Below are 24,448 nucleotides of genomic sequence, written 5' to 3' on the forward strand. Positions count from 1 at the left end.
GTCATACATTCGAAAATGAATAATATGACGTCTTTTTGTTTATAACAGCCTAATTAAAACTAAGCTTTTCTTCCATACAATAATAACCTTCGGAATGGATATAACGCAGGATAATTGGGGAATCTTTCTTTAATCCGTTCTTGAAATACATTTTTAAACACGACTTGCTGTGCATCAGTCAAACGTTCCATATAAGGTATTAAGGCAGATCCGGAAATAAATTTCAACAAGGTCTCCTCATCTTCCGCAATAATTGGATATATCCTTTTGGAAATCTTAATATTTACTAAACCTTCCTGAAAGAAAATGTCAGCATATTCCTCCATTGTCAAAACTGAAGATTTTCTATTCCATCCATGAAGATATTCGGAGAAAGGAGCTTCATTGGCCAAATCATAAAGGATTTGATTTAATTCGTTTTCCGTCTGACAAGGCATTTGAATAGCCAACTGACCTGAAGGATTGAGCTTTTTAATCAATGCAGGTATTAATTCTTTATGATTATCTGTCCATTGCAAGGCAGCATTACTGAAGATTAAATCCCAACGGCTCAGACGTTCAATGAAATCATCAAAGCTCTCTACTTTATAATATAACCTTTCAGTTCCTTGTTCCTCCAATCCTTGCAACATCTCTTTCGAAGAATCTATCCCTAAGAAAGTAGAATTTGGAAATCGCTCCGCTAGTAATGCTGTCTGTTCACCGGTACCACAACCTAAATCGACAGCTTGCAATTCTGTACTATCGTCGATCATATCCATAAGATCATAGAACGGTTGATATCTTATCTCTTTAAATTCGTTATACCTTTCGGGGTTCCAAGGCATATTATTTCTATTTTTTGTTGTTCAAATGAATAACAGATGAATATCAAATTTGTTGCCGAAAGGGTTCAAATTATAAGTTATTGACAATATTCAAATGATGAATACGAACTATGCAGTAAAAACTATTACTACTGTCATAAATTTTAGATTTTCTGAATTTTGAAACTGAATTAATAATATTCGAAGTATAAATCAGCAGAAATATGATTTAGATTACATTTTGTTCACTTCAAAATACAGATGTTTGTTACAACATCTATTGAGAATTATATTGGATGTGGAAAACCAATCTTTAACAGAAGTGTATTCTAATGCCAGTTTTGCAAAAAAAGAAACCAAAGAAAAATTATGCTGCACCAAAAATTGATATGGTGGAGTTAATAATTCCTATTGATTTCATTGAAAAGTTAGATGATCCGTTTATTTTAAAGGGTATCATTCAAGAAAAAAACAACATATCTAAATCCAGATAAGGAGTTAAGAATTCCTTTGAATTCAAATTAAGTTGTGTCCACCATTTGTCCACTATTCATTCTCAAATTTTTAAGATTATTTTTTTACCTTAGAACAAAGAAATCTATATATCAAAAAGAATATAGTAAATCGCACAACCCAATTGAATTATGAAAGATCTAATTGAAATTTCTTTAAAAAAAGAATATAAGTCCCCCAACATTAAAATGGAGAAGTTTAATGAAAAAGGACAACGTTCTTTATTTAGATACCTAAAGAACCTGCTTCTAAAAGATCGTAAAGATTCAAAATAATCTTCTTTTCTGATTATCCTAAAATTCTTGACAAGTAACTGCTAAAGTCGAGTTCCCTCAGCGTACTTTTTTCAAACGACTATTTTCTACATTCAATAGGAACCAATTGTATTTCATATACATATTTCTGTTAAAGACTAAAAAATACTGATTAAATATGCTGATATAGTATAGATAAAATCTATCCAAAATTAGTCTTGTATTCAATTTTTATTATCTAACTTTCAGTAAATTTAAAGAGAGGGTACTTCCCTCTTACCTTAATTAACAAGAGAGATAATATTAACTCTGGGAGCATCAAGAAATATCAGTTCCCATTCATTCAAAGAACAACAAGTATGGAAAACGGATCAAACGACATCAGCAAATGCCCATTTCACAACGGTAATGGGAAGAAGAATTTAACCGTTGCAGGTGGAGGTACCACTATTCAAGACTGGTGGCCAAAACACTTAAAAGTTGGATTACTTAGACAACACTCCTCTTTATCCAACCCAATGGATAAGGATTTCAATTATGCTGAAGAATTCAAAAAATTAGACTTAGCAGCAGTAAAAGCAGATTTACATGCATTAATGACTGATTCACAAGATTGGTGGCCTGCAGATTTTGGTCACTATGGTGGTTTATTTATCCGTATGGCTTGGCACTCCGCAGGTACTTACCGTGTAGGTGATGGTCGTGGTGGTGCTGGAACAGGGCAGCAAAGATTTGCGCCTTTAAACAGCTGGCCTGATAATGTTAGCTTGGATAAAGCGAGACGTTTATTGTGGCCAATCAAACAGAAATATGGACGTAAATTATCTTGGGCAGATTTATTGGTATTAACCGGTAATGTGGCTTTAGAGTCTATGGGCTTTAAAACTTTTGGATTTGCTGGTGGTCGTGAGGATGCCTTTGAACCTGATCAAGATGTATATTGGGGTTCTGAGACGACTTGGTTAGGAGGAGATGTTCGTTATGCACATGGTTCTGAAGGAGTAGTAGAGAAACATGGAGTATTATCTGCAGATGATGATGCGGATGGCGATGTACATTCTAGAAATTTAGAAAATCCTTTAGCAGCAGTGCAAATGGGTTTAATATATGTGAATCCTGAAGGTCCTGATGGCAATCCTGATCCGATATTAGCCGCTAAAGATATTCGTGATACATTCGGTCGTATGGCAATGGATGACGAGGAAACAGTAGCTCTAATTGCTGGTGGTCACAGTTTCGGGAAAACACATGGTGCTGGACCTGCAGATAATGTGGGTAAAGAACCTGAAGCAGCAGGATTAGAAGAACAAGGATTAGGCTGGAAAAGCAACTACAATTCTGGGGTTGGAAAAGATGCCATTACTTCTGGTTTAGAGGTAATCTGGACGACTACACCTACGCAATGGAGCAATAACTTCTTTGAAAACCTATTCAACTATGAATGGGAATTGACTAAAAGTCCTGCTGGAGCTCATCAATGGGTAGCTAAGGATGCTGATGATGTTATCCCTGATCCATTTGACCCTAATAAAAAGCGTAAGCCGACAATGTTGACTACCGACCTTTCCTTACGTTTTGATCCCGAGTATGGCAAGATCTCCAGACATTTCTTTGAAAATCCAGATGCTTTTGCTGATGCCTTTGCGCGTGCATGGTTCAAACTAACGCATAGGGATATGGGTCCAAGATCTCGTTATTTAGGTCCAGAAATTCCAGAGGAGATATTAATCTGGCAAGACCCTATTCCAGAATTGAATCATGAGGTAATTGATGCTTCTGATGTAGAACAATTAAAATCTAAGATTCTTTCATCAGGCTTAAATATTTCCGAATTGGTATCCACAGCTTGGGCTTCTGCATCTACTTTCCGTGGTTCTGATAAACGTGGTGGTGCTAATGGTGCTCGCGTGCGCTTAGCTCCTCAAAAAGATTGGGTAGTAAACAATCCTTCTCAATTACAAAAAGTACTTAGCGTTTTAGAGAATATCCAATCGGACTTTAATCAAAGTCAAACTGGAAATAAGCAAATATCACTTGCAGACCTAATTGTATTAGCTGGAAATGCAGCCATTGAAAAAGCAGCACAAGATGCAGGAACTCCAGTACAAGTATCTTATACTGTTGGGCGTATGGATGCTTCTCAAGAGGAAACAGATGTGGAATCAGTAGGTTATTTAGAGCCAATAGCTGATGGATTTAGAAACTACAAAAAAGCAAGATATACATCTTCTACTGAAGAGTTATTGATTGATAAAGCACAGTTGCTAAATCTTTCGGCACCAGAACTAACCGTTCTATTAGCTGGTATGCGTGTGTTGGACACCAATTTTGATGGGTCTAAGAATGGTGTTTGGACGAATAGACCAGGTCAATTAACCAATGATTTCTTAGTGAACTTGCTTGATATGAATACCGCATGGAAAGCAGCTTCAGAGGATAAGGAGCTATACATTGGTTCTGATCGTAAAACTGGACAACCAAAATGGACTGGTAGCAGAGCAGACTTGGTATTTGGGTCTAATGCTGAATTAAGAGCAGTTGCAGAAGTTTATGCTGCAGCTGATGCTCAAGATAAATTTGTACATGATTTTGCCAAAGCATGGGCGAAGGTCATGGATGCTGATCGATTTGATCTTAAATAAAATAATAACAAAGGCTGGTCGATTGACCAGCCTTTATTTTTTCTTCTATATTGATTTTAAATAGAATCCATAAGAATATCTTCACTTAAAATAATCTCATCAAAAGCATTGTAATAAGTGCAAGTAAGCTCTATTAAATCTACAATCCAATAATTTACACCTGTATCCGCACAGACTTTAATGAAATGAGGGAAATCTGTTTTCCCTTGTTGATGATCAATCAATTCCTTACTGAAACTTGCTAAGTCGACTTCTTGGACCAAATTCAATGCTTCGTACTTAGGTTCAGTTTGCTGCTCAAAACCATCTTTCCCTTGATATAATTCAATTCCATCTAAGACTTGAAATCGGAAAGATAGTACTCCTAGATTTTTCAAATCATGAATATATTTCGGGAAGTCAGCTCCTGTTTTCACTTGATCATGAGCTTGTTGTATCTGTTGTAAACTGAACATATTAGGTGTTTATAATTTCTAAAATTAGTGTTTATTTAAAACAAAGCTATTTTCCAAGCTTTGTTAATTTCTCCATTCGCGATAAACTCTTTTGCTTTGAGCAATTGATGTGTCAATCGAGTAGTGTCATCGCCAATGAAAGCATTCAGAAGTTCTTGAATTTCCGAATCATATTGAAAGGCATCTATTTCCTCTTCAGAAGGAAGAGCTTCAGCATTTGCTAATTGAATTAAATCCTCTTCTGTGAATACTCCCGATTGTTTAATAAAAGCTGGAATGTCTACCATACGTATAAAAAAAGCTGAACAAATTGTTCAGCTAAGTTCTTGATAATCCCTAAGGATTTATAATTTTTCGATTATTTTATCTGCAAATTCACTTGTCTTCAACAAGGTCGCATCAGTCATCAGATTATAGAAATCGACGGTTACTGTTTTCTGTTGAATTGTATCAGCTACAGCATTGACAATAGCTTGAGCAGCTTCATGCCAGCCCATATAATCTAACATCATCACGCCACTTAGAATCACAGAACAAGGATTCATGGTATCTGTATTTGCAAAACGAGGAGCTGTACCATGTGTTGCTTCAAAGATGGCATGTCCGGTTTTAAAATTTATATTAGCGCCTGGAGCAATACCGATCCCTCCTACCATTGCTGCCAATGCATCGGATATATAATCGCCATTTAGATTCAAAGTCGCTACAACATCGTAATCTTGTGGTGCCAGTAGAATCTGCTGTAAGAAGTTATCGGCAATGATATCTTTGATGATTAGCTTGCCAGCCTGTTCAGCAGCTTTCTGTTCATCATTTGCAGCATCCTGACCTTTTGAAGCTTTGGTGTTTTCCCATTGATTCCAGGTATAAACTCTATCTCCAAATTCAGTTTCTGCAACTTGATAACCCCAGTTCTTAAATGCACCTTCAGTGAATTTCATGATATTGCCTTTATGAACAATAGTCACTGACTTCCTATTCTCCGCTAAAGCATGTTCAATAGCAGCGCGAATAAGACGTTTAGAGCCTTCTTCTGAAACCAATTTAACACCGACACCGGTGGTATTATTAAACTTATAATCTACTGAAAGATCTTCTTTTAAGAAATCTTGAATACGTTTTGCTTCAGCAGTACCTGCAGCAAATTCAATCCCAGCATAGATATCTTCTGTATTTTCACGGAAAACGACCATATCTACTTTCTCTGGATGTTTAACTGGCGAAGGCACACCTTCATACCATTTTGTTGGTCGTTGGCATACATATAAGTCCAATTCCTTTCTTAAAGCAACATTTAAAGAACGGATACCACCACCAATTGGGGTAGTCAATGGACCTTTAATACCAACTAAATATTCTTTAAAAACGGATAAAGTTTCTTCTGGCAACCAGTTTCCAGTTTCATTAAAAGCCTTTTCACCAGCTAATACTTCTTTCCATGTTATCTTACGTGCTCCTGCATAGCATTTAGCTACTGCAGCATCAAATACACGAACAGATGCATGCCATATATCTGGTCCTATACCATCTCCAATAATAAATGGAATGGTGACCAAATCTGGAACTTGAAGTTTACCTTGTCCGTCTATCGTTATTTTATCTGCCATAATTAGTGCTGTTTTTTTAATTCTTATCCTTACCAAACATGTTGCCAATTTCTCGACTTATCTTACGGAAAATTGGCGCAGTCTGAATATCTTCATATTCATCGATGTGTTGATCTTCCAATCTCGATGGGAATATAAGTAGTAAGTTTTGGTTTTTATAATACCTACCAACGCGCTTAGCAATACCATCCAATGAATCTCGGTAAGACACTTCTCCATATCTAGAAGATACAAATACCAATAAAGAATCCGTATTACTAAATGTTGCTAAACCATAGATATTGTCCCAATCCTCGTACAATTCAAAGGATACTGGAACACTTGATTGCATAGTTTCTAATTGTGTTTCGATAGCTGTTTTACTGCGGTCATTACATACAAAAATTATAGGTAATGAAATCTCTTGTGCCAACTTAGTCATTTTCTCCATCCAATAATGGAAGCCAACTTCAGACTCCGCTAATGGAGGAACAAAAATGGTGATCATTTTGTTGGTGATAAAAGGCTTTTCTATACGACACATAATCAAATTAGCATCAGTACGATTTAAAATACTTTCCGCCTTCTCACCTACTATCTTTTCCACAAAACTAGTCGCACTTGGCCATCCCAGAATCAAACAGTCTGCCTCAGCTTGTTTGGATGCTCTACTAATACCGTTTGCAATGTTATAGTCAACTTGGGTTATCAAATCTACGTCTGTCTCTGAACCTGAAGCATATTTCGATATTTTATCCAAGGTCTGCCTTGCCAATACCAAGTTACGTTCTGCCTGTTCATCATTTGGTACAACCGATAGAATATTCAATGGATGGGGCGATTTATTGGATTTAATTAAAGTCGCAAAATCCAATATAGCCTCCATATTATTGAGGTTCGCAATAGGAATCATAATCTGTTCCTCATGTGCTTCTACGTGCTCGACGTGCTCCACATGTTGCCTTCCTTCCAATACAATTTTCTTAGATGCATTCTCTGTCACCAAAGAAGCTATAATACAACTCACCAATATCAGAACGATAGTACCATTTAAGGCATTCTCATCAATAATCCCGAGGTTATAACCTACCATGATAATAGCTAATGTGGCAGCAGCATGCGCATTACTTAATCCAAAAATTAAGTTTCGCTCATTATTGGAATATTTAAAAGCCCATTGTGTAGCAGTAGCTGCAAGAAACTTACCCACAATACCTACAAATGTCAATGCCCCAGCAACGTGAATAACAGTCCATCCTGCGCTTTTAGTAAATACTGAAATATCCACAATCATACCTACGGAAATCAGAAAGAAAGGAATAAAAATCGCATTACCAATAAACTCAATTCTATTCATTAAAGCTGAAGAATGCGGTATCAATTTATTCAAGGCAAGACCAGCAACGAAAGCACCAATAATAGGCTCCAGGTTAGCCATCTCTGCCAAGAATGCCGCAAAGAATACCACGGTCAACACAAAGATATAGTGCCCAGTCTTCTCACTCTCCACCTTCTCAAAGAACCATCTGGCAATCTTTGGAATCACTCCAAACATAATGAATAGGAAAATGGCAAAGGATATACCCAAAGTAACCCAGAATTCATTATCAATGGCACCCTGAGATGCCCCCTTGATCACCGCCAAGATGATTAGAACAGCTGTATCAGTTAGAATAGTACCACCAATAGTAATAGCTACTGCCTCATTCTTAGAAATACCATATCGATTAACAATCGGATATGAAACCAAGGTATGTGTAGCAAACATACTAGCGATAAGAATACTTGTCAATAGGTTATAGTCCAGCACATAATAACAGACCGGAAAACCTATGGATATAGGGATAATGAATGTAAAGAAACCAAATAAAAAGCTTTTATGCTTGGTCTTTTTAAATTCGTTCATATCCAATTCCAGACCGGCTATAAACATGATATAGAGCAAACCGATCGTAGAAAACAAATCTACTGCCGAGTTCTTCTCTAACCAATTCAATCCATGCGGACCAATAATCATCCCTGAGATAATTAATCCGATAATCCCCGGAATCTTAATTGGACGTAATAAGATGGGTGATAAAAGTATAATAAATAATACCAGGGAGAAAATAAGTACAGGATTGGTGAGCGGTGCTTCAAAAGCATGAATAAGATGATCAAATATTTTGTTGTTCATATAATACTACCTAATAATAACGGGTCCACTAATCGACTTTTTCTATATCGACAAGGGAAATATACGGAAATTTAAGGATAAGCTTATGAAGATTCGCTTGGATTGTAGCTATCTATTTGAATTGAATCGTTTTGATAGGTGAGATTCTAGAAATCAGCATGGAAGGTATAAAGAGCGTAATTAAAGCTATTCCAACTAGCGCAACATTTAGCCAAAGTACTGTAATCCAAGAGATATCCATCGGCACGAAGGATACATAGTAAACACTAGGATCGAGTTTAAAAAAGGCTGTCTTGGTTTGAAAGAAATAAATCAGAATCGCAAAAATGTTACCTAGAAGTAAACCATAACCAATCAGGTATAAGGAATTATATAAAAACACGGTTCTAATCCTTTTATTTTGCATGCCCAGCGCTTTAAGCAAACCAATCATCGAAGAACGCTCTAAAATACTGATCAATAATGCTGAAATCATATTGATCACAGCCACCACGACCATCAACACAAATATGATATTATCATTCATGTCCAGCATATTCAACCAATTGAAGATATCCGGCATTTGCATCACCACATTGGTCGCATACATACTGTTATCCAGCGCATCATTCATTTGCTCTGTTGTCACTCCCAATTGATTAAAGTCCTTTACCCTTACCTCATAACCTCCAACTTCACTTTCTGTCAGATTATTCAATCTGCGAATTAAGGATAAGGAACCGATGACATAAACTTTATCCAATTCCTCCGAATTGGTACTGAATATCCCTTTTACGGTGAATTTACGCTTACGTACGGGCTCTTGAATAAAGTACATGATGAAGCTCTCCCCTACTTTCAGGTTCAAGCGATTGGCAGTCAGTGATGAAATGAGCAATTGATTCTCCGCATCCTCAGCAGCAAAATTTATTGTATCGCCTTCCAAGATGGTCTTCGAAAGAAATTGCTGATCATAATCATTATCAATTCCCTTCAATAAGACACCTTCCACTTCCCCTTTAACATTCATAATCCCTGCTTTGGTGGCAAAAGGATAGATATCAACAACGTTAGGATTTTTTTCCAGGTTGGCAATCTGCTCTTTACTCAGCGATATTTGTGAGTTGACATAGGAATCGTTCGTGTCATTTTTCAATAAGATGATATCTCCGAAAAAACCACGTTGCTTTTCTGTAATTTCCTTTTTAAAACCATTCAAGATGGCAACCGCCATAATGATCGCCATAATAGCCAAAGTCAATGCACCTATGGTCACCCGTACGATCAATTTGGAGAAGGTACGTTGTCCGGATAGGGTAATGCGCTTTGCAAGGAAATATGGAAAATTCAAGCTTAAATATAATTTGTAACTTCGCAAAGTTAAAAAAAATTGTCATCCGTACATACGGAATCCCAAGCACTAGAAAATAAAATAGAATATATGTTGCGAATCATATTTATGGGTACCCCAGACTTTGCTGTGGCTTCCTTAAAAGCACTTTTGGATGCAGGAAAAAATGTTGTAGCTGTCGTGACAGTTCCTGACAAACCTGCAGGAAGAGGTCAAAAGATGCATGAGTCTGCTGTTAAGCAATTTGCAGTACAAAACAACATTCCAGTATTGCAACCCGTAAAATTACGAGATCCTGAATTTATTGAACAATTAAAATCTTACCAAGCCGATCTTCAGGTGGTAGTAGCTTTTCGTATGCTGCCTGAAATGGTTTGGAATATGCCTGAACATGGCACTGTAAATGTACATGCATCCTTATTGCCAAACTATCGTGGTGCAGCACCTATTAATTGGGCTGTCATCAATGGTGAAAAGAAAACCGGAGTAACAACATTTTTATTACAGCATGAAATTGACACTGGAAATATTCTTTTGTCACAAGAAATAACCATTGAAGAAACAGATAATGCGGGTATTGTACATGATAAATTAATGGAAAGCGGTGCTGAACTCTTGATAAAGACGGTTAATGCCATAGAGAACAAGCAGATTAACCCAATCTCTCAAGACTCCTTGACTTCATCTGATGCTGTCAAACATGCACCAAAAATTTTCAAAGAAGACTGTTTGATTGATTGGAGTAAAAATACAGCTGAAGTCTACAATCTAATCCGAGGATTAAGTCCATATCCAGCTGCTTATACGATTCTTGATGGAAAAAATCTTAAGGTTTTCAGTACAACCAAAGAAGTCCAAAACCATCAATATCAGCCGGGAATGATTTTTTGCGACGGAAAGAATGTGCTAAAGTATGCCACTACAGATGGTTTTATTCATTTGCAATCCCTTCAAATTGAAGGTAAAAAACGCATGGATGTAGTCGATTTCCTTCGCGGTTACCGATTCGAAAACCCCAATTCGATTACACAAATTTAAGGATATCGCCAGGCTGACAATCCAAAGCCTTGCATATCCCATCTAAGGTATTTAATCGAATGGCTTTGGCTTTTTGATTCTTTATAATGGAGAGGTTGGATAAAGTAATTCCAACCTTTTCACTTAATTCATTCAAGGACATCTTCCTTTTTGCCATCATTTCATCTAAGTGTATGACTATAGCCATATATTCAAAGTGTTAAAAGTTAATTTATAAATTCAAAACAATCAGTTCCACATATTGTTTTATAAATATAAAAGGAGGATTGTATATTTTCAATTAAAAAGTTTTATTTTTTAGAAATAATTACGGTTATGGGAGATATTCTTCCAATGGAACAACTTTTGGAATGATTTTTGCAATGAGTTTAACATCAACTCAACTCCGCTAACTAACTCATAATGAGTTAATAATTTACAATAATATTAGAATTAATTGGATAAAATTCGTTATGTTTGCAAACATTTCAGAATAGAAAGGTTTATATATTTTAAATGAGACAGCTCAAAATTACCCAATCCATCACGAATCGTGAGTCGCAATCGTTAGACAAATATTTACATGAAATTGGCAAAGTAGACTTAATCTCCGCAGAGGAAGAAGTTATCCTAGCCCAACGTATTCGCGAAGGAGATCAAGTAGCTTTAGAGAAATTAACAAAAACCAACTTACGCTTCGTTGTTTCAGTAGCAAAACAATACCAGAATCAAGGTCTTACTTTAGGAGACTTGATTAACGAAGGCAACCTAGGCTTAATAAAAGCAGCTAAGCGTTTTGATGAAACAAAAGGTTTTAAGTTTATTTCCTATGCTGTTTGGTGGATTCGTCAATCTATTCTACAAGCAATTGCAGAGCAATCTCGTATTGTCCGTTTACCTTTGAACCAGGTAGGGTCGTTAAGCAAAATCAGCAAGGCCTTCTCTAAATTGGAGCAAGAATACGAACGTGAACCATCACCAGAAGAGTTAGCAGACATCTTGGAAACTACCGTTGACAAGGTATCTGATACATTAAGTAATTCTGGTCGTCACGTATCGATGGACGCTCCATTCGTGCAAGGCGAAGAGAACACCCTATTGGATGTATTGGAAAACAGTGATCCAGATACGGATAGCTCGTTAATCGATGAGTCCTTATCAGAAGAAATCAAACGTTCGCTTGCTACTCTTACAGAGCGCGAAAGAGAAATCATTGTATTATTCTTCGGACTAGGTTCTAACCATCAATTGTCTTTAGAAGAGATAGGCGAGAAATTCAGCTTAACTAGAGAGCGTGTTCGTCAGATTAAAGATAAAGCGTTACAACGCTTGAGACATACCTCTAGAAGCAAAATCCTAAAATCTTATTTAGGTTAAACAAAACAAACTTTACTTTAAGAAATAATCGCAATGCGCATCTCAACAGATGCGCATTTTTTTATTCTTTATCAATTCCTCTTTAACCGGACAGCTCGAAATTGCCTAAAACAAAAGGTCCCCAGTTAAATTATAACTGGGGACCTCTCTATTCCAAAGGAAATTAACTATTTCTTGTGTAATTGCTCATATAAGTCAATTACTTTCTTCTGCAAGTCGATTACTTCGACTTCACGCGCCTGAAGACGCTTCTGCAGCTCATTAACTTCGTTTTGGATCTGTTTATCTTCTTCAGGATCAGAAGTTGATAATAACTGTACTAATGATAAACCAAACAGTTTTGAGATCTGGTTTAATCTAGACAAATTTACATCTGTAATTCCTGTCTCGATCTTAGAAAAGGCTGGAATTGAGATATCTAGCCTTTTGGCTACATCCTCTTGACTCCACCCCTTCTGGTGTCTAAGTAATCTGATTTTCTTTCCTAATGCATTCATGGGTAAAATGTAAAATATTTATTTATTAAGTAATTATCAAATTTAAACAAATAAGTTATAATTCAAAATCCCTATATTAAAATTTTAAAAAAATATTGAAAGAATCTTAAAAATTTCTCAAAAATTTATCCGCAAAACTTGTCATATTTACGCCATTGTAATTGTTTGAACTCATAAATAGCAAATTATAACCCCCAGATTTAAAGGTTTCTAAAAATACCTCTAAATCAGACAGTTGCGTTATTACTTGAAAAGAGCGGTGCTTGAAGGTCTCAGATAAACTATGAATTAATTTACCTATTTCGATATTTTTTTCTTTAATAAGAGATGTATTAACGAATACGACAGCAAAATCTGATTCGTCCATTGCGCCCGAATACGCCTGAATAAAATTCTGATCCAAACTGTCATAAGCGTTTAGCTCTATAATTGTTACAAGAGCTTGATTGGGAAATTGCTCTTTTACGGCATGTATACTTGACCTTAGCTTACCTGGAGTATGGGCAAAATCCTGATAAACAACCGATCCATTTTGACTCGCAACAAATTCCAAATAGCGTATAGAGCTCTTGAAATCCTGTATGGCATTGTAAAATTCATCGCGTTTCACACCTAACCACTCACAAACCGTAAAGGCGCCAGCGATATTCGAAAGATTATGCTTACCAAATACCTTCAGAGGGATCTTCTCCTCTCCGACGTGCAAATACGTCACCCCCTTGTTAATCGTGTACTCAGGAAGCTTATAACCGTGTCTATTGATCTTTATATCCATGGTACGCTCCACCACTTCCCTCGTCTTCGCATCATCCTTGTTATAGATCAATGCGCCTTTAGGAACAATACTCCGTATAAAGTCTTCAAATTGCTTGTAATATTCTTCTTCTGCAATCACTGTTTTAAAATGATCCCAGTCAATATTACTAATTAAGGCGATATTGGGTTTATAATCTAGGAATTTTGATTTACGATCGATAGAAGAAGCAAAATATTCATCTCCCTCGATAATAATAAGCTTATTTTCCGGATTCAATTGCAGTAGGTCATCGAAACCTTCCAACTGCGCTCCCACCAGATAATCGAATTGCTTGCCTAATCGCTTTAAAACATGCATGACCATACTGGTTATGGTTGTTTTCCCATACGTACCAGCGATGACCACTCGCGTTTTATCGACACTTTGTTCATAGACAAATTCCGGGAAAGAATAAATCTTCACACCCAGCTCTTGTGCTTTCAGCAATTCAGGGTTATCCTTATCGGCATGCATCCCCAGGATGACAGCATCTACATTTTCGTCTAATTTTTCAGGGAACCAACCTAACTCTTTAGGTAGTAAACCTGCAGCCAACAAATGTGACTTGGAAGGCTCCACAATCTGATCGTCAGACCCTGAAATCTGATGCCCTTGTTCAGCTAAATTAATAGCCAAATTATGCATGATGCTACCACCTATGGCAATAAAATGAATCCGCATGGAATTAAGCTTTAATAAATTTGGCTGCACACCAAGTGTCTAGCACTTTCTTATCTTGATAAACAAAGCCCAAGGACTTTGCTTTCTCCGTTAATATCGCTAAATCCTCTCCATCATAAAATCCTGAAAGATACAAATCTCCAGCACTTCCCAAATCCTGCGCATAAACCTCCAACTGATCCAAAAGAATATTTCTATTGATGTTGGCAAGGATGACATCAAACTTCAATCCTACAATAGCTTCCTTAGAACCTAATTTCTCTGTTATATTAGAAACATGGTTCAAAATTTTATTCTCTTTAACACTTTCCACACAGATCGGGTCATAATCCACCGCCAATAAGTCCTTCGCTCCTCTTTGTGCAGCTAGTATAGCTAGAATCCCAGTTCCACAGCCCATGTCTAAAACACGCTTTCCTTCGAAATCGTTTTCCAAAATAAACGAAAGCATCATGGAGGTAGTCTGGTGGTGACCTGTCCCGAAGGACATTTTCGGATCAATAATGATTTGATAAGGGAATTCTGGTCTATCTTCATGGAAAGTAGCACGCACATAGCATTGATCATCTACAATGATCGGGCTAAAGTTACTTTCCCAAAGCTGATTCCAATTTTGTTGTTCCAATTCTTGAACATCATAGCTTAAATCGTAATCTCCAGCCTCATTTAACAATAACGTTTCCAAAGCTTGGATATCCAAACTTGCTGAAGGAACGTAAGCCACAAAACCTTGGTCTTGATCTTCAAAAGTATCAAAACCAAGGTTTGCTAATTCAGCGACAAGCAAATCCTTTTGCCACTCCTCCATGGCAGAGGAGGTAAAAGTAACTGCTGAGTACTTCATATATTATCCGTTAAAAACATTAATAATTTGCAAGAAATCTCTCGATTTCAAGGACGCACCGCCAATCAATCCACCATCAATATCCGGTTGAGAGAATAAGCTTTGTGCATTTGAAGGGTTTGCCGAACCCCCATAAAGGATACTGCAATTATCCGCAACATCTTGACCATATTGCTCAGCCAAGGTCTGACGGATAAAAGCGTGTAATTCTTGCGCTTGCTCAGGGGTAGCAGTCAAACCTGTACCAATTGCCCAAACAGGCTCGTATGCTAATACTATTTTACCAAATGCCGCAGCATCTAAATGAAATAAAGCTTTGCTTAATTGTCTTTTAATAACATCATAAAATGCACCAGACTCACGCTCTTCCTTAGTTTCTCCAATACAGAAAATAGGAACTAGATCATGCGCCAAGGCAGCATCTACCTTCTTTGCCAATAGCTCATCGGTCTCCCCGAAATAAGCACGACGCTCAGAATGTCCAAGAATCACATAATTAGCACCAGTAGATTTCACCTGTGTAGCAGAAATCTCACCTGTGAAAGCACCAGAAGGCTCTTGGCTGATATTTTGTGCACCGATGGAAACATGAGGAGCCGAAGCACCTAATTTAGCAAGGCTAGCCAAGTGGATAAATGGACTGCATACCACAACCTCTTGCCCACCACGAACCTCGTCTTTTGCCATATTTACAATTTCTGAAAACAAGCTTAACCCTTGCTCATAATCCAAATTCATTTTCCAGTTACCGGCTACAATGTTTTTACGCATAATTACTTTTTGTTTTATTGTTGATTACCTCGTCTCGAAGACGAGTTGTTTGATTATAAATCTGTTCAAATATGGTCATATTATCGGAATAATCGGCACCTGTTATTTGTTGTCTTCGGATTATCATTTCTGCAAATTTATCAAACTTATACGTTTGCAAATCGTCTCCAACTAACCAGCTAAAATCAGGCACAAATTTGGGAATAATATTTGAAATTGCAACCTGTGCTGCAACCCCAATTACAGAGCCCGTATTGACAGCAGAATTAATCCCCAACATGGCATGATCACCCATAATCAACCCACACTTCAACAAACCCGTATCACGCGTCTTAAGCCCTTCATAATCAAATAACCCGACCGACTGCCAATTGTTTTTTAAATTTGAATTTGATGTACCCGCACCTAAGTTACAGCCTTCGCCAATAACCGAACAGCCTAAATACCCATCATGACCTTTCGCACTATTCCCCCAGATAACGGTATTATTCAATTCTCCACCAACCGTACTTTCAGGTCCTATACTTAAATTGGGGTATAACTTTGCTCCCATTTTCACCCTAGCTCCTTCTCCAATCCCTACGTAGCCTCGTAAAAAGCTACCCTCCTCCAGTTTCGCATTTTTTCCAATGTAAATTGGTCCTTCCAAACTATTTAGACTCACCCCTTCTACCTGCGCCCCTTCCTCGATAAATAGCCAATCGCCAAATACCATGTTCTGAGAACTTAGTGATGCAGAGCTACGCCCCTTGGTAATCCAACGGAAGTCAAATAAAAGTTGTTCTTTGTTTTTTAGGAAAATATCTTCTGGAAATTGAATAGCATCCACCTGAATCGAACAGGCAATTGGTTTGAGCTGATGCATCAATTCGGAAACCTCATTCGGATAGTAGTCCAACTTCATGGCTATCCAGCTTTCCTGATCGACCAATACCTCACCGACCTGCAATTTCGCAAGCTCTTCTAATAAGGCATCAGAAGGAAGGATATTGGCACGGATGACCAAATAATCCTTGCTAGCAGGTAATTCTTTATGAAAGAAAGGTTGTAAATAATCCGTAGTCAAATAACTAACCGAGTCATTTAAGCAATACTGCCATTTCTCCTGGAGGGTACAAATACCGACTCTTAGGTTTCCTACTGGCCGAGTAGCTGTCAAAGGCAAGAGTTGCATACGCCACTGCGCCTTATCATATAATATTACGGTTAGCGACATGGGGTAAAAATACGCAAAAAATCCCGATAATAGACTTATCGGGATTCCCTTTAAATTCTTCTACAGAAATTAAATTATTTCTTGTTGTAGCGGCTACGGAACTTATCGATACGTCCTGCTGTATCTACTAACTTCATTTTACCAGTGTAGAATGGGTGTGAAGTGTGAGAAATCTCTAATTTCACTAATGGATATTCATTGCCATCTTCCCAAGTAATACTTTCTTTCGTGTCAACACAAGATTTAGTCATGAAAGCGTAGTCATTCGACATATCTTTAAATACAACTAATCTGTAGTTTGATGGATGCAAATCTTTTTTCATTTTATCTTATGATTACTATATATTCAACAATTGAGGTGCAAAGATAAATTATTTTTTGATCAAAAACAATAAAGTGAAAATATTTCATTCCACATTTTTACCTATAGGCACCTTGGCCCAACATGTCTTGCATGAAGAAATGGGCAAAATTTGCAAAAACTTAGCATACTTCCAAAGAAATCCTTCTTTTTATCTCCTTTTTTCCTTTGCTCATGGCGTATAGTAGTTCTAATTTCATACTTTTGCAGTTCATTACATGTCCGAAAAAATATGAGTATTGGATTATCAGAACAAGAACAGCAACGAAGACTGAATCTTCAAGCCTTAATTGACCTAGGCATTAACCCTTTCCCTGCAGAAAAATTTGAAGTAAACGCCACTGCAGAAGATATTTTAGAAAACTACGAAAGAGATAAAATAAACTACAAGAGCATTAGCTTCGCAGGTCGTATCATGAGCCGCCGAGTAATGGGAAGTGCGTCTTTCATGGAATTACAAGATTCCACAGGACGTATTCAAGCCTATGTAAAGCGCGATGACATCTGCCCTACCGAAGATAAGACCTTATACAATACCGTATTTAAAAAGCTTTTAGATATTGGTGATATTGTTGGTATTACTGGATTTGTTTTCACCACGCAGACTGGCGAAATCAGTATTCACGTACAGACTTTAACGGTATTGACCAAATCATTGCGTCCGCTTCCTATCGTAAAAGAGGCTGAAGGTAAAACTTTTGATGCTTTTACAGATCCGGAACAACGCTATCGCATGCGTTACGTAGATTTAATTGTCAATCCACAAAACAAGGAAATCTTCGTAAAACGTACGAAATTGTTCAACGCGATGCGTAATTTCTTCAATGACGCTGGTTATATGGAAGTGGAAACTCCAATCTTGCAGTCTATCCCTGGAGGAGCAGCTGCCCGTCCATTTATCACGCACCACAACGCCTTGGATATTCCTTTATACCTACGTATTGCGAATGAATTATATTTAAAACGTTTGATCGTTGGTGGTTTTGATGGTGTATATGAGTTCTCCAAAAACTTCCGTAACGAAGGTATGGACCGCACGCATAACCCAGAGTTCACCGCAATGGAGATCTATGTAGCGTATAAAGACTACCATTGGATGATGGATTTCACCGAGAAACTTCTAGAGCACTGTGCTATGGAAGTAAACGGCACAACAAAGGCTACCTTTGGTGAGCATGAAATCGACTTCCGTGCACCATATCCAAGAATCAGTATGGCTGCTGCCATCCAACAATTCACAGGCTTTGACATCACTGGTAAAACAGAAGATCAAATTCGTGAAGCGGCTAAAGGAATGGGTATTCCAGTAAATGACACCATGGGTAAAGGAAAATTGATCGACGAGATCTTTGGTGAGAAATGTGAAGGAAACTTCATCCAACCAACTTTCATTACCGATTATCCTATTGAGATGTCCCCATTAACCAAAAAACATAGAGATAATCCTGAATTAACGGAGCGTTTTGAATTAATGGTTTGCGGAAAGGAAATTGCCAATGCCTACTCAGAATTAAATGACCCTATTGATCAACGCGAGCGCTTTGAAGATCAGTTGAAATTATCGGAGAAAGGCGATGATGAGGCGATGTTTATCGATCAAGACTTCCTACGTTCTTTAGAGTACGGTATGCCTCCTACCTCAGGTTTAGGTATTGGAATGGATCGTTTAATCATGTTCTTGACAAACAACCCTTCTATCCAGGAAGTGCTATTCTTCCCGCAAATGCGTCCTGAGAAAGCAGCTAAAGTTGCTTCAGTTAGTGACTATGTGGAGCAAGGAATTCCAGAAGCATGGGTACCAGTACTTCAGAAAATGGGCTTCATGACCATTGAATCGTTAAAAGAAGCAAACCCGAACAAGGTTTTCAATGACCTTGGCGGAATGCGCAAAAAAATGAAATTAGACATTAGCATGCCAACAAAAGACGAAGTCTTAGCTTGGTTTGAATAATCGAATAAATTTTAAGGATGCCGGATGTAATTTTTATATCCGGCATTTTTTGTGGGAAAGACGACAGATGATAGACGTCAGACAACAGACATTAGACGTCAGACATTAGACAACAAAACCGGTTAAGTTTTAAAGAATTAATGTTTATGCGGGCGATGCATGCATCGCCCCTACAGAAAATCGTGATTTTATTATCCCTACCCACCCTAACCGTAGGGTCGAAGCATGCTTCGACCGATATCCAATATTCAATGAACTTAACATTTCTGATTTACATAGTTTCAAGTTCGATCATCTTCGATTCTCGATGACGGGGTCTTTGGGGAGGGAAATGAGACTCTTCGCTTTGCTCTGAGTTGTAAATGACAAATCTGTTTTTTCCTTTCCACTTTCTCCTTTTTCCTTTCTACTTTCTGTTGTCTATTGTCTGTAGTCTCATCGTCTCTCGCAAGGGTTAGCTAGGGGTTGGATTCGAGAACCCTTCGGATCTCCTTCGGAACTTGTTCGGATCTCCTTCGGAACTCGTTCGGTTAGAAGCGAACGAGATCCGAACAAGATCCCTATCAGATCCTTAGCAATCCCGTAGGGTTCTCGAAGCAATATGGAGCCTAATACGAACTTGATACGAGTGGTAATAGATGAAAAGTCAGGCTCATGATATGCATATTTCAAGGTAGAGAATAAACAGGCAGCAAACAGCATTTCAAACAATCCGAACTATTAGGTGTTTAGTATTACAAAAGATTAGAAGGATTGATAAAATTCTTCCTTAAAACATACAGAGGATGAAAAAATTGGCATATATCTGTTTAGCTGCTCCCTTGATCTGGTCTTGTGCGACAGGGCAATCCGGGCCTAAGAAACCAAAGATTGAAGGGAATTGGCAATGGAAGCAATCTTCTGGAGGATTTGCAGGTAGAACAACAACGCCGGAGAACAGTAATCAAACTCGACATTTGCAGGTCACTAAGGATAGCATTTTTAGCTATCAGAATGGAGAATTACTATCAGCCAGACCATATAGTTTGAAATTTGGGAAAATCCCACTGATGAGTCAGGATTCTTGGTATTATGATGAAGGCGACCAGATTAAGGTAGCTGTCATCAGACAAGACAGTCTATTGATTCTAAAGGAAAATTGTGCCGATTGTTTTGAGCATCAATATGTCAAGATGAAAGAAAAGTAAATAGAACTAGGTAATACAATAAAAAAGGCTCGGAATTAATTCCGAGCCTTTTATTATTTTCTGCTATTCGCTTATTTTTTCACCTCATCAGGTAATAAGATAAACTTAAACAATTGATCTTCTTTTAGGTACTTGTTAGCTACAGCTTTCACTGTTTCAGGAGTTACCTTATTCAATTCTTCAACATAGCGCGTAGGATAAGTAACATCACGACCCACCTGAAGGGCGCCCATGATCTGACCTAACCAATATCTGTTCTCACGAACACCAACTTCATATTGACGTTTTTCTTCAATGATGAATTTATCCAAGTCAACTTTTGTTGGACCGTTTGCTTTCATCTTACGGAATTCATCAATGGTTGAGTTGATCAAGGACTTGTATTTATCTACACTAGTACCGAAACTTACGTTAAATGAATAACGTTCTGTAGGGTATTTCGAGTAAGAAGCACGAGCTCCTGTTCCATAAACACCGCTTTCCTCTTCACGTAGACGTTTGATCAATAAATTGGACATGATTGTCTGTAGCGCACTCATGTTCATATTCTCCGCATCACTGTAATTGTAGTCACCGTAAATGGACAAACGAACATTCGCTTTCGCTTCTTGACCTTTATTGACAATCTTCTCAACACCTTTAGCTGGTTCAACGATTTTTAGATCTTTAGCTTCTTCCTTACGGTTAGTAGCTGGTAGAGCTGCCAAATAATTTTCCAAGTAAGGTTTAATTTCCTCATCAGTAAATGAACCTACAATAACAAAAGTAAAGTCAGAAGCATCAGCAAAACGATCCTTATAGATCTCTAATGCACGGTTTTTATTTACTTGCTCCAATTCTTTCTTATCAGCAGGATTACGACGGATGTTATCGCCATATAAGGTATTGATGATGTTTTTGCTAAACACAAAGTTTGGATCATTTTCACGGTTAGCCAACATGGTGATGTTACGGCTAATGGTGCTTTGGAAAACATCTTCATCAATTCTAGGCTCTGTAAAATAACCGTAGATTAATTCAAATGCAGTTTTTAAGCCTTCTTTATCCGAATAACCAGAAAGACCTTCAGTACGCTCTGAAATATACGGGCTAATATCCACCTCTTTTCCAGTCATGTACTTTTGCAATTCAATGGTATTCATTTGACCAATACCGCTGCTATTTACTAAGTTACTAGCGAATGAAGCTGACATATAATCCGCATCGCTGTATAAAGATGTACCTCCTGGGCTATACGCTTGGATTAAGATCTCATCATTTTTAAAGGTGGTAGGTTTTAAAACAACTTTCACACCATTGCTCAACACCAATTCGCGAGCACCGATTTTATCAATAGCTTTCTCTGATTTAATCGTTCCTTTAACTGGCTCTTTGCTCAATAAAGGTAAATCAGAAACCTTATCCTCATAAGCAGTCAATTGCTCTTTATCCACATCTGCAAACCAAGTATTCACTAGTGCTTCTTCTGGTAATTTTGCTTTTTCAGCATCTGGAGCCAAGATGACAACATCACGGTTGTTATCTACATAATACTCCTCACCTACCGCTACTACTTCTTTTAATGTGATAGTAGGCAATAGTTGTTTTGTAATTTGATAACGATCCTCAACACTTAAAGCAGGAGCATCTTTTAAGAAATGCTGCAAGTAGCTGTTCACATAGCTATCCGATTTACGCTTGTCGCGCTCAACATAAGATGTTTCGTTAGACTTGTTGTAAGCCGAAACAGTACGTTGAAATTCAGACTCGGTAAAACCAAACTTATCCACACGGTCCAATTCGCGAATTAAAGCTTTAAAACCAGATTCAAATTCACCAGGTTTAGAAACGAAATAAGCTGAGAAATTATCTAAGCCACCCATTAAGGACTCGATGTCTACACCAGCTTGAACAAATGGAGGATTAGCTGACTGAATCAATTCTCCTAAACGTGCATTAACCATTTGGGTATAAATACCTTTAATTAATTCACGACGGTAATCCTTAACTGTTTCTACTTTATCCTCTTTATGTTTAATCAAAATCTGTCCAACAGTATAGGCCATCTCTGGATCCGTAACTTTGATAAACTGATTTTTATTTAATAGGTCAATGTTATATTTCGTGCGAGCAGCAGGATTTTTCTCTACGCGCATATCCGAGAAAAGGCGTTTCACCTCATTTTCCATTTGTACAGGATCTACATCACCTACGATGATAATAGATTGTAAATCTGGACGGTACCATTGTTTATGGAAATCACGGATTAACTTAGGGTCGAAATGCATTACTACTTCTTCCGTACCGATAGGTAGACGATTAGCATAGCGGGAACCATTCACCATTACTTTTAGGAATTGATCACGCATACGTTGCATCGCACCACGGCCACCACGCATTTCTTCCATGATGATACCACGCTCTTTATTGATTTCATCAGTCTCCAACATCGCGTCCTGAGCCCAGTCACGCATCACCTGTAGACCATTCTTCAATAATTCAGGATCATCAGAAGGAATAGGCAATTGGTAAACTGTTTCATCAAAACCGGTATAAGCATTCAAATCGGATCCGAAGCGTACGCCTGCACGTTGCAAGTAATCCACCAACTCGTTTTTAGGGAAATGCTTCAAACCATTGAAGTTCATATGCTCTAAAAAGTGCGCTAAACCTTGTTCTTTATCATTTTCTAATATAGAACCAACCTTCACCGCCAAATACATGGTTACACGTTTTTCGGGCTCGGTATTTTTACGAATGTAGTATTGGAAGCCATTCGCTAGCTTTCCTTGCTTAACCGTTTGATCAAAAGGTAACTTTGTATCCCATTTCAACGAATCGGATTTCATGATAACTTTTGCTTCGGTAGTAATTGAGCTTGGAACATAGGCACTCGCCACCTCTACCGTAAATGGTAATAAGAAGGCTAAAGCCAAAGGTTTCAGAATTTTCATAATCTTTTTTTTAATCTAGAACGGTTATTATAAAATAATGTCCCAAAATACAATATTTTGTTTGTTAATTAAAGTGTCCGGCGAATAATCGTCTTTTTTTATATATATTTAACGAATGGATTGGGAAAGTATCAAAAAGGATTTTAAGCGTTATTTACTTTTAGAACGCGGCCTAAGCAACAATAGCATTGATGCCTACCTAAATGATGTCCAAAAACTACAACGATATTGTGACATAACCGAGCTTAACTTAAGCGAAATCAGCAGTAAGGATTTACAGAAATTCTTAACCTGGATGAATGAATTTGAAATTGCCGCATACACCCAAGCACGCTTATTATCAGGTATCAAAACTTTTTTCGCCTTTCTACAAATTGAATACGATAGGGAGAATAATCCTGCGGAATTATTAGAAACACCTCGTATTACGAGAAAGATCCCCCAAGTACTGAGTATACAAGAAATTGACGATCTGATAGCTGCCATAGACTTGTCTGCCCCTGAAGGCATGAGAAATAAAGCCATTCTAGAGGTATTATATGGTTGTGGATTGCGGGTTTCAGAACTTTGTAACCTAAAAATTTCAAATTTATTTCTCGATGTTGAATTTATTAAAGTCGAAGGAAAAGGCAATAAAGAAAGACTGATACCCATTGGTGAACAAGCGATAAAATACCTTAAGATATACCTGGAGGAGGTGCGTATCCATCAACCCATCAAAATGGGGATGGAAGATTACGTATTCTTGAACCGACGAGGCAATCCGCTCTCCCGCGTCATGATCTTTCTGATTATTAAAGATTTAGCCGCTAAAATAAAACTTAGAAAAGAAATAAGTCCGCACAGCTTTAGACATAGCTTTGCATCCCACCTAGTAGAAGGTGGAGCAGATTTGCGTGCTGTTCAGGATATGTTGGGACACGAAAGCATTACGACCACCGAGATCTATACCCATATTGATAAGGAGTACTTACAAAGCGTCATTACCCAGTATCACCCGAGATCATAACGCAACAAAGTATATTTATCCTTGCAACCTAATTGCATTTGATGTA

At 37.7% G+C, this 24,448-nt stretch carries 21 protein-coding genes; 7 read left to right on the plus strand and 14 right to left on the minus strand.

Annotated features, from left to right (window positions below):
* Nucleotides 1-59 precede the first annotated feature (59 nt).
* The gene (locus ACP6L2_RS05845) at nucleotides 60-761 is read right to left on the minus strand and encodes a methyltransferase domain-containing protein (RefSeq protein WP_440508340.1); all 702 of its coding nucleotides are present in this window, start codon (nucleotides 759-761) and stop codon (nucleotides 60-62) included.
* A gap of 377 nt (nucleotides 762-1,138) precedes the next feature.
* Between ACP6L2_RS05845 and ACP6L2_RS05850 the strand changes: the two genes are divergently transcribed.
* Entirely contained in the window at nucleotides 1,139-1,300 is a 162-nt protein-coding gene (locus ACP6L2_RS05850) for a hypothetical protein (RefSeq protein ID WP_440508341.1), read from the plus strand.
* A gap of 632 nt (nucleotides 1,301-1,932) precedes the next feature.
* Complete coding sequence (katG, locus tag ACP6L2_RS05855) at nucleotides 1,933-4,215, plus strand: catalase/peroxidase HPI (protein ID WP_440508342.1); 2,283 nt, start codon at nucleotides 1,933-1,935, stop codon at nucleotides 4,213-4,215.
* Nucleotides 4,216-4,271: 56 nt separating this feature from the next.
* On the opposite strand, the gene ACP6L2_RS05860 is transcribed toward katG, so the two are convergent.
* The 5 genes from ACP6L2_RS05860 to ACP6L2_RS05880 form a co-directional block, all read right to left on the minus strand.
* Entirely contained in the window at nucleotides 4,272-4,670 is a 399-nt protein-coding gene (locus ACP6L2_RS05860; protein ID WP_440508343.1) for a DUF1398 domain-containing protein, read from the minus strand.
* 35 nt (nucleotides 4,671-4,705) lie between these two features.
* Nucleotides 4,706-4,957 (minus strand): hypothetical protein, encoded by a 252-nt coding sequence (locus tag ACP6L2_RS05865; protein ID WP_440508344.1) that lies wholly within the window; start codon nucleotides 4,955-4,957, stop codon nucleotides 4,706-4,708.
* A 57-nt stretch (nucleotides 4,958-5,014) separates the two neighbouring features.
* A complete protein-coding gene (icd, locus tag ACP6L2_RS05870; protein WP_440508345.1) occupies nucleotides 5,015-6,277 on the minus strand; it encodes an NADP-dependent isocitrate dehydrogenase in 1,263 nt (420 codons plus the stop codon).
* A gap of 16 nt (nucleotides 6,278-6,293) precedes the next feature.
* Nucleotides 6,294-8,432, minus strand: a complete 2,139-nt coding sequence (locus ACP6L2_RS05875) for a cation:proton antiporter (RefSeq protein ID WP_440508346.1) — start codon at nucleotides 8,430-8,432, stop codon at nucleotides 6,294-6,296.
* Nucleotides 8,433-8,544: 112 nt separating this feature from the next.
* Entirely contained in the window at nucleotides 8,545-9,762 is a 1,218-nt protein-coding gene (locus ACP6L2_RS05880) for an ABC transporter permease (RefSeq protein ID WP_440508347.1), read from the minus strand.
* A gap of 90 nt (nucleotides 9,763-9,852) precedes the next feature.
* On the opposite strand from ACP6L2_RS05880, the gene fmt reads away from it, so the two are divergent.
* On the plus strand, nucleotides 9,853-10,800 hold the full coding sequence (gene fmt, locus ACP6L2_RS05885; RefSeq protein ID WP_440508348.1) for a methionyl-tRNA formyltransferase: 948 nt from the start codon (nucleotides 9,853-9,855) through the stop codon (nucleotides 10,798-10,800).
* Here fmt and ACP6L2_RS05890 read toward each other — a convergent pair.
* Nucleotides 10,787-10,987: a helix-turn-helix domain-containing protein gene (locus ACP6L2_RS05890; protein ID WP_440508349.1), complete on the minus strand. Its 201-nt coding sequence runs from the start codon at nucleotides 10,985-10,987 to the stop codon at nucleotides 10,787-10,789. The two genes, fmt and ACP6L2_RS05890, sit on opposite strands and share 14 nt — an antisense overlap.
* 308 nt (nucleotides 10,988-11,295) lie before the next feature.
* Here ACP6L2_RS05890 and ACP6L2_RS05895 point away from each other — a divergent pair, with 308 nt between their 5' ends.
* Nucleotides 11,296-12,156 carry a sigma-70 family RNA polymerase sigma factor gene (locus tag ACP6L2_RS05895; RefSeq protein WP_093096797.1) on the plus strand — a complete coding sequence of 287 codons (861 nt, stop codon included), beginning with the start codon at nucleotides 11,296-11,298 and terminating at the stop codon, nucleotides 12,154-12,156.
* A gap of 167 nt (nucleotides 12,157-12,323) precedes the next feature.
* On the opposite strand, the gene ACP6L2_RS05900 is transcribed toward ACP6L2_RS05895, so the two are convergent.
* The 6 genes from ACP6L2_RS05900 to ACP6L2_RS05925 all read right to left on the minus strand — a co-directional run bounded on the left by ACP6L2_RS05900 (nucleotide 12,324) and on the right by ACP6L2_RS05925 (nucleotide 17,284).
* Complete coding sequence (locus tag ACP6L2_RS05900) at nucleotides 12,324-12,653, minus strand: helix-turn-helix domain-containing protein (protein ID WP_093096800.1); 330 nt, start codon at nucleotides 12,651-12,653, stop codon at nucleotides 12,324-12,326.
* Between the two features lie 106 nt (nucleotides 12,654-12,759).
* Nucleotides 12,760-14,130 carry a UDP-N-acetylmuramate--L-alanine ligase gene (locus ACP6L2_RS05905; RefSeq protein WP_440508350.1) on the minus strand — a complete coding sequence of 457 codons (1,371 nt, stop codon included), beginning with the start codon at nucleotides 14,128-14,130 and terminating at the stop codon, nucleotides 12,760-12,762.
* Between the two features lie 4 nt (nucleotides 14,131-14,134).
* Nucleotides 14,135-14,974, minus strand: coding sequence for a 50S ribosomal protein L11 methyltransferase (gene prmA, locus ACP6L2_RS05910; protein WP_440508351.1), 840 nt, complete (start codon nucleotides 14,972-14,974; stop codon nucleotides 14,135-14,137).
* A 3-nt stretch (nucleotides 14,975-14,977) separates the two neighbouring features.
* Complete coding sequence (tpiA, locus tag ACP6L2_RS05915; protein ID WP_440508352.1) at nucleotides 14,978-15,745, minus strand: triose-phosphate isomerase; 768 nt, start codon at nucleotides 15,743-15,745, stop codon at nucleotides 14,978-14,980.
* Entirely contained in the window at nucleotides 15,738-16,961 is a 1,224-nt protein-coding gene (locus ACP6L2_RS05920) for a putative sugar nucleotidyl transferase (protein ID WP_440508353.1), read from the minus strand. The genes tpiA and ACP6L2_RS05920 overlap by 8 nt, the downstream gene beginning before the upstream one ends.
* Before the next feature lie 74 nt (nucleotides 16,962-17,035).
* On the minus strand, nucleotides 17,036-17,284 hold the full coding sequence (locus ACP6L2_RS05925; protein ID WP_344674113.1) for a type B 50S ribosomal protein L31: 249 nt from the start codon (nucleotides 17,282-17,284) through the stop codon (nucleotides 17,036-17,038).
* Between the two features lie 270 nt (nucleotides 17,285-17,554).
* Between ACP6L2_RS05925 and lysS the strand changes: the two genes are divergently transcribed.
* Both lysS and ACP6L2_RS05935 read left to right on the plus strand, forming a co-directional pair.
* Nucleotides 17,555-19,273 (plus strand): lysine--tRNA ligase, encoded by a 1,719-nt coding sequence (gene lysS / locus ACP6L2_RS05930; RefSeq protein ID WP_440508354.1) that lies wholly within the window; start codon nucleotides 17,555-17,557, stop codon nucleotides 19,271-19,273.
* Nucleotides 19,274-20,058: 785 nt separating this feature from the next.
* The gene (locus ACP6L2_RS05935) at nucleotides 20,059-20,460 is read left to right on the plus strand and encodes a hypothetical protein (RefSeq protein WP_440508355.1); all 402 of its coding nucleotides are present in this window, start codon (nucleotides 20,059-20,061) and stop codon (nucleotides 20,458-20,460) included.
* Between the two features lie 71 nt (nucleotides 20,461-20,531).
* On the opposite strand, the gene ACP6L2_RS05940 is transcribed toward ACP6L2_RS05935, so the two are convergent.
* The gene (locus ACP6L2_RS05940; RefSeq protein ID WP_440508356.1) at nucleotides 20,532-23,393 is read right to left on the minus strand and encodes a M16 family metallopeptidase; all 2,862 of its coding nucleotides are present in this window, start codon (nucleotides 23,391-23,393) and stop codon (nucleotides 20,532-20,534) included.
* 115 nt (nucleotides 23,394-23,508) lie between these two features.
* Here ACP6L2_RS05940 and xerD point away from each other — a divergent pair, with 115 nt between their 5' ends.
* Nucleotides 23,509-24,402: a site-specific tyrosine recombinase XerD gene (xerD, locus tag ACP6L2_RS05945; RefSeq protein ID WP_440508357.1), complete on the plus strand. Its 894-nt coding sequence runs from the start codon at nucleotides 23,509-23,511 to the stop codon at nucleotides 24,400-24,402.
* Nucleotides 24,403-24,448 lie beyond the last annotated feature (46 nt).

This window comes from Sphingobacterium lactis, from assembly GCF_051951495.1.
Taxonomy (GTDB): Bacteria; Bacteroidota; Bacteroidia; order Sphingobacteriales; family Sphingobacteriaceae; genus Sphingobacterium; species Sphingobacterium lactis_A.